The organism is Frankia sp. CcCS3 (genome assembly GCF_977927575.1).
In genome coordinates this window covers 1-4,011 of sequence record NZ_CDWRCL010000194.1, presented here as the reverse complement: position 1 = coordinate 4,011, position 4,011 = coordinate 1, and the positions used below count along the sequence as shown (strand labels likewise).

Sequence of the window (4,011 nt, the reverse complement as noted above, 5' to 3'; positions counted from 1 at the left end):
CATTTCGACTCCATTGTGTTTATTGAGGGTGCTGGGAAGGCCGGTTCACGGCGTCGCCGGTGCACCGCTACGCATCCTGGTCCGGCACGGCGGACGGTCCCGTCGACGCTCCACGCGCCCGGCCGTCGGCGAGCCACAGGAGATGGGCGGCGAGTGCCGGCCCCCTCGGGCCGGCATGCCCTCCCTGACCAGCTGGCTCTCCCGAACCGACGGGATCTCCCGGGCCGACAGAACTCTCCGGACGGACCGGGGCCTCGGCGGCGGGAGCCGACCGGCAGACGACGAGCACCGTGTCGTCCCCCGCGATCGTGCCCATGACCCCCGGGAGCGCCTCCCGGTCGAGCACCGAGGCGAACAGCTGCGCGGCGCCCGACGGCGTGCGCAGCACGACCAGGTCGCCGTTGGCCTCCGCGGAGACCAGCAGTTCCTCGCAGAGCCGGGCGAGCGACAGCCGGACGATCTCCGCCGGCGCGAGGTTCGCCTCGACCGCGTAGACCAGGCCGCCGTCCGGACCGCGCACCTTGGTCGCCCCGATGTCCTCCAGATCACGGGACAGGGTTGCCTGGGTAACCTGGACGCCCTCGGCAGCCAGCAGACGCGCGAGCTCGGTCTGTGAACGCACACCGCGCTGACCGATCAACGCCGCCAGCCGAGCCTGACGGGCGTGCTTGGTCAACGGCGCGGCACGCCGGGCCCCTGCGCCTGCTTCCGAGGTCATCGCCCGGTGCCCCCCACCGGCGATGCGCCCCCCACCCCGGACGCGCTCCCGGCGGCGCCGGTCGGACCGACGCCCTCGGACAGCAGGCTCGACAGCAGGGCCTTCTGAGCGTGCAGCCGGTTCTCGGCCTGGTCGAACACGACCGAACGGGGTCCGTCGATCACCGACGCGGTGATCTCGAGCTCCCGATGTGCGGGCAGGCAGTGCATGACGATCACGTCGGGCGAAGCGGCCTCGACGGCCTTCTCGTCGAGCCGGTACGGCTGGAACACCAACGCGCGGCTGTCCGACTCACCCTCCTGACCCATCGACGCCCACACGTCGGTGTAAAGCACGTCCGCCCCGGCGGCGGCCTCCAGCGCGTCGTGCATCACCAGCGCCTCCCCCCCGGTCACCATGCCGATCTCATTGGCGTGCCGCAGCACCTGCTCGAACGGCTCATAGCCGGGCGGCGAGGCCACGTGCACCCGCATGCCTGCCAACGCGCCGGCGAGCAGCAGCGAGTGCGCGACGTTGTTGCCGTCGCCCAGGTAGGTCAGGGTCAGCCCGGCCAGGCGGCCCCGCCGCTCCCGGATCGTCTGCAGGTCGGCCAAGGCCTGGCAGGGATGGGCGTGGTCGGACAGCGCATTGATCACCGGAACGGTGGCCGCCGCCGCCAGCCGCTCCAACCGCTTCTGCGCGAAGGTACGCACGACGATCGCGTCGACGTACCGGCTCAGCACCGCGGCGGTGTCCTCGATGGTCTCGCCCCGGCCGAGCTGCGTGCTCACCGCGTCGATCACCACCGGGTGGCCGCCGAGCTCGGCGACGCCCACGTCGAACGACAGTCGGGTGCGCGTCGACGGCTTCTCGAACAGCAGCGCCACCGAGCGCCCGGCGAGCGGACGCTCCGTCAGCCGGGTAACGCGGCGGCGTGCCTTGAGCCCGTCGGCGAGGTCGAGCAGGGCGGTCTGCTCCGCGGGGGTCAGGTCGGTGTCGAGAAGGAAGTGTCGGACCGTCATGCGCTGACCCTAGAGCCCGGGGCTGACGCGGACTGCGCCGACCGAACCCGGGCGGCGAGCGCGTCGCCGACGATACCGGGCAGGGCCGCGACGAAGGCGTCCGCCTCGGCGGCGGTGAGGATCAGCGGCGGGGCGAGCCGGATGGCGTCGGGGGCGACGGCGTTCACCAGGTAACCGGCTTCGCGGGCGGCCTTCTCCACCGCCGGCGCGAATGGGCCGTCGAGCTCGATCGCCCGCCACAGCCCCCGTCCCCGGACCCCGGCCACGCCGGGCACGCCCGCCGCCTGGATCGCCGCGGCCAGCCGCTCCCCGAGCCGCGACGCGTGTTCAAGCAGGCCCTCGGCGGCGATCGTGTCGAGCACCGCGAGCGCCGCCGCGCAGACGATCGGGCCGCCACCGAAGGTGCTGCCGTGATCCCCCGGGCGCAACAGCGTCCCCGCCGCGCCGATGCCGACGCAGGCGCCGACGGGCAGGCCACCGCCGAGTCCCTTGGCCAGGGTGATCACGTCGGGCAGCACGCCCTCGGCCTGGTGGGCGAACCACAAGCCGGTCCGGCCGATGCCGCTCTGCACCTCGTCCAGGACCAGCAGCGCGCCAGCGGAGTCGCAGACAGCCCGCGCGGCGGCGAGGTAGCCGGCCGGCGGCGGCACGACACCGCCTTCGCCGAGGGTTGGTTCCAGGAACACCGCCGCGGTCGCCTCGCTGACGGCGGCGCGCAGGGCCGCGCCGTCTCCATACGGCACGAACCGGACGCCGGGCAGCAGCGGCTCGAACGGTGCCCGCTTGGCCGGCTGACCGGTGATGGACAGCGCGCCCAGGGTCCGGCCGTGGAACGAGCCCTCGGTGGCGAGGATCTCCGAACGGCCGGCCCGGCGGGCGATCTTGATTGCTGCCTCGTTGGCCTCCGCCCCCGAGTTGCAGAAGAAGACTTTCGCCCCCTCGGGCGGAAGCCCGGGGCTCGGCGCGCCGACCCGCAGCAGCTCGACGAGCCGTTCGGCCAGCAGCACCTGAGGCTCATTGGCGTAGAGGTTCGACACGTGGCCGAGAGCGCCGAGCTGGCCGACGACGGCGTCCCGGACCGCCGGGTGGCAGTGACCGAGCACGCTGACGGCTATCCCGCCGACCAGGTCGAGATATTCGCGGCCGTCATGGTCCCACACCCGGCTGCCGGCCCCCCGAGCCAGGGAGATCGCGGGTCGGCCGTAGGTCGCCATCACGACGGCGTCCCGGCGGGCGATCAGATCGGCGTTCACGGCGATCTCGGCGTTCACGGCGTTCCTCCGGTCGGTTCGCCGGCCGGAACGATCCCGGCCGGGCGCGCGGCGGGCGCAGGGGGCGTACCTGGCTCAGGCGAGGTGCCTGGCTCGGCCATGATCAAAGTGCCGATGCCGTCGTCGGTGAAGATCTCCAGGAGCACCGCGTGCGGCACCCGTCCGTCGAGCACGTGCGCCTGTGGAACACCGCCACGCACCGCCCGCCGGCAGGCCTCCATCTTGGGGATCATGCCGGCGGTGAGCGAGGGGAGGAGCCGTTCGAGCTCGGTGATGCTCAGCTCACTGATCACCTCGTCGCTCGCCGGCCAGTCCGCGTAGAGGCCCTCGACGTCGGTCAGGACGACAAGCTTCGTGGCCCCGAGCGCGACGGCGAGTTCGGCGGCGGCGATGTCGGCGTTGACGTTGTAGACCCCGCCGTCGACGCCGCGGGCAACCGACGCGACCACCGGCACCTTCCCGGAGCCGAGCAGGGCGTTGATCGTCTCCGGTCGGACCTCGACGATGTCGCCGACCAGGCCGACGTCGGCCTCCCGGCCGTCGACGATCGCCGGGCGGCGCCGCGCGGTGAAGAGGTTGGCGTCCTCACCGGACAGCCCGACGGCGAACGGGCCATGGTCGTTGACGAGCCCCACGACGTCCCGATTGACCTGGCCGAGCAGGACCATCCGCACGACGTCCATGGTCTCCGGGGTGGTGACCCGCAGGCCGCCGACGAACGTCGAGGGGACACCGAGGCGTTCCAGATGCGCGGTGATCTGCGGACCGCCGCCGTGCACGACGACCACCCGCAGCCCCGAGTGGCGCAGGAACACGACGTCAGCGGCGAAGGCCTCGCGCAGCGCCGGCTCCGTCATCGCGTTGCCGCCGTATTTGACGACGATGGTCGCGCCCTGGAACCGCGACAGCCACGGGAGCGCCTCGATGAGGACCTGGGTCTTCGCGAGCGCCGCGTGGCCCCGGGCGGTGGCGGCCGGGCCCCGCCCGGTGCCCCCGCCCGGGGCGGCGTCGCCGGTGCCAT

The 4,011-nt window shown here is 73.2% G+C and carries 4 protein-coding genes; all 4 read right to left on the bottom strand.

Annotation, left to right across the window (positions count from 1 at the left end; genetic code table 11):
* Positions 1-67 precede the first annotated feature (67 nt).
* Positions 68-718: an arginine repressor gene (gene argR, locus AC08OQ_RS15335; RefSeq protein ID WP_476594569.1), complete on the bottom strand. Its 651-nt coding sequence runs from the start codon at positions 716-718 to the stop codon at positions 68-70.
* A complete protein-coding gene (gene argF, locus AC08OQ_RS15330) occupies positions 715-1,719 on the bottom strand; it encodes an ornithine carbamoyltransferase (RefSeq protein WP_476602194.1) in 1,005 nt (334 codons plus the stop codon). The genes argR and argF overlap by 4 nt, the downstream gene beginning before the upstream one ends.
* The gene (locus AC08OQ_RS15325) at positions 1,716-2,972 is read right to left on the bottom strand and encodes an acetylornithine transaminase (protein WP_462186899.1); all 1,257 of its coding nucleotides are present in this window, start codon (positions 2,970-2,972) and stop codon (positions 1,716-1,718) included. The genes argF and AC08OQ_RS15325 overlap by 4 nt, the downstream gene beginning before the upstream one ends.
* Before the next feature lie 14 nt (positions 2,973-2,986).
* Positions 2,987-4,011 (bottom strand): acetylglutamate kinase (gene argB / locus AC08OQ_RS15320; protein WP_476612139.1); only part of this gene is annotated, 1,025 nt, incomplete at its 5' end.

Bases quoted from the DNA above. Each gene is read 5' to 3' on its own strand.
- argR (WP_476594569.1), bottom strand. From the start codon at position 718: ATGACCTCGGAAGCAGGCGCAGGGGCCCGGCGTGCCGCGCCGTTGACC.
- argF (WP_476602194.1), bottom strand. From the start codon at position 1,719: ATGACGGTCCGACACTTCCTTCTCGACACCGACCTGACCCCCGCGGAG.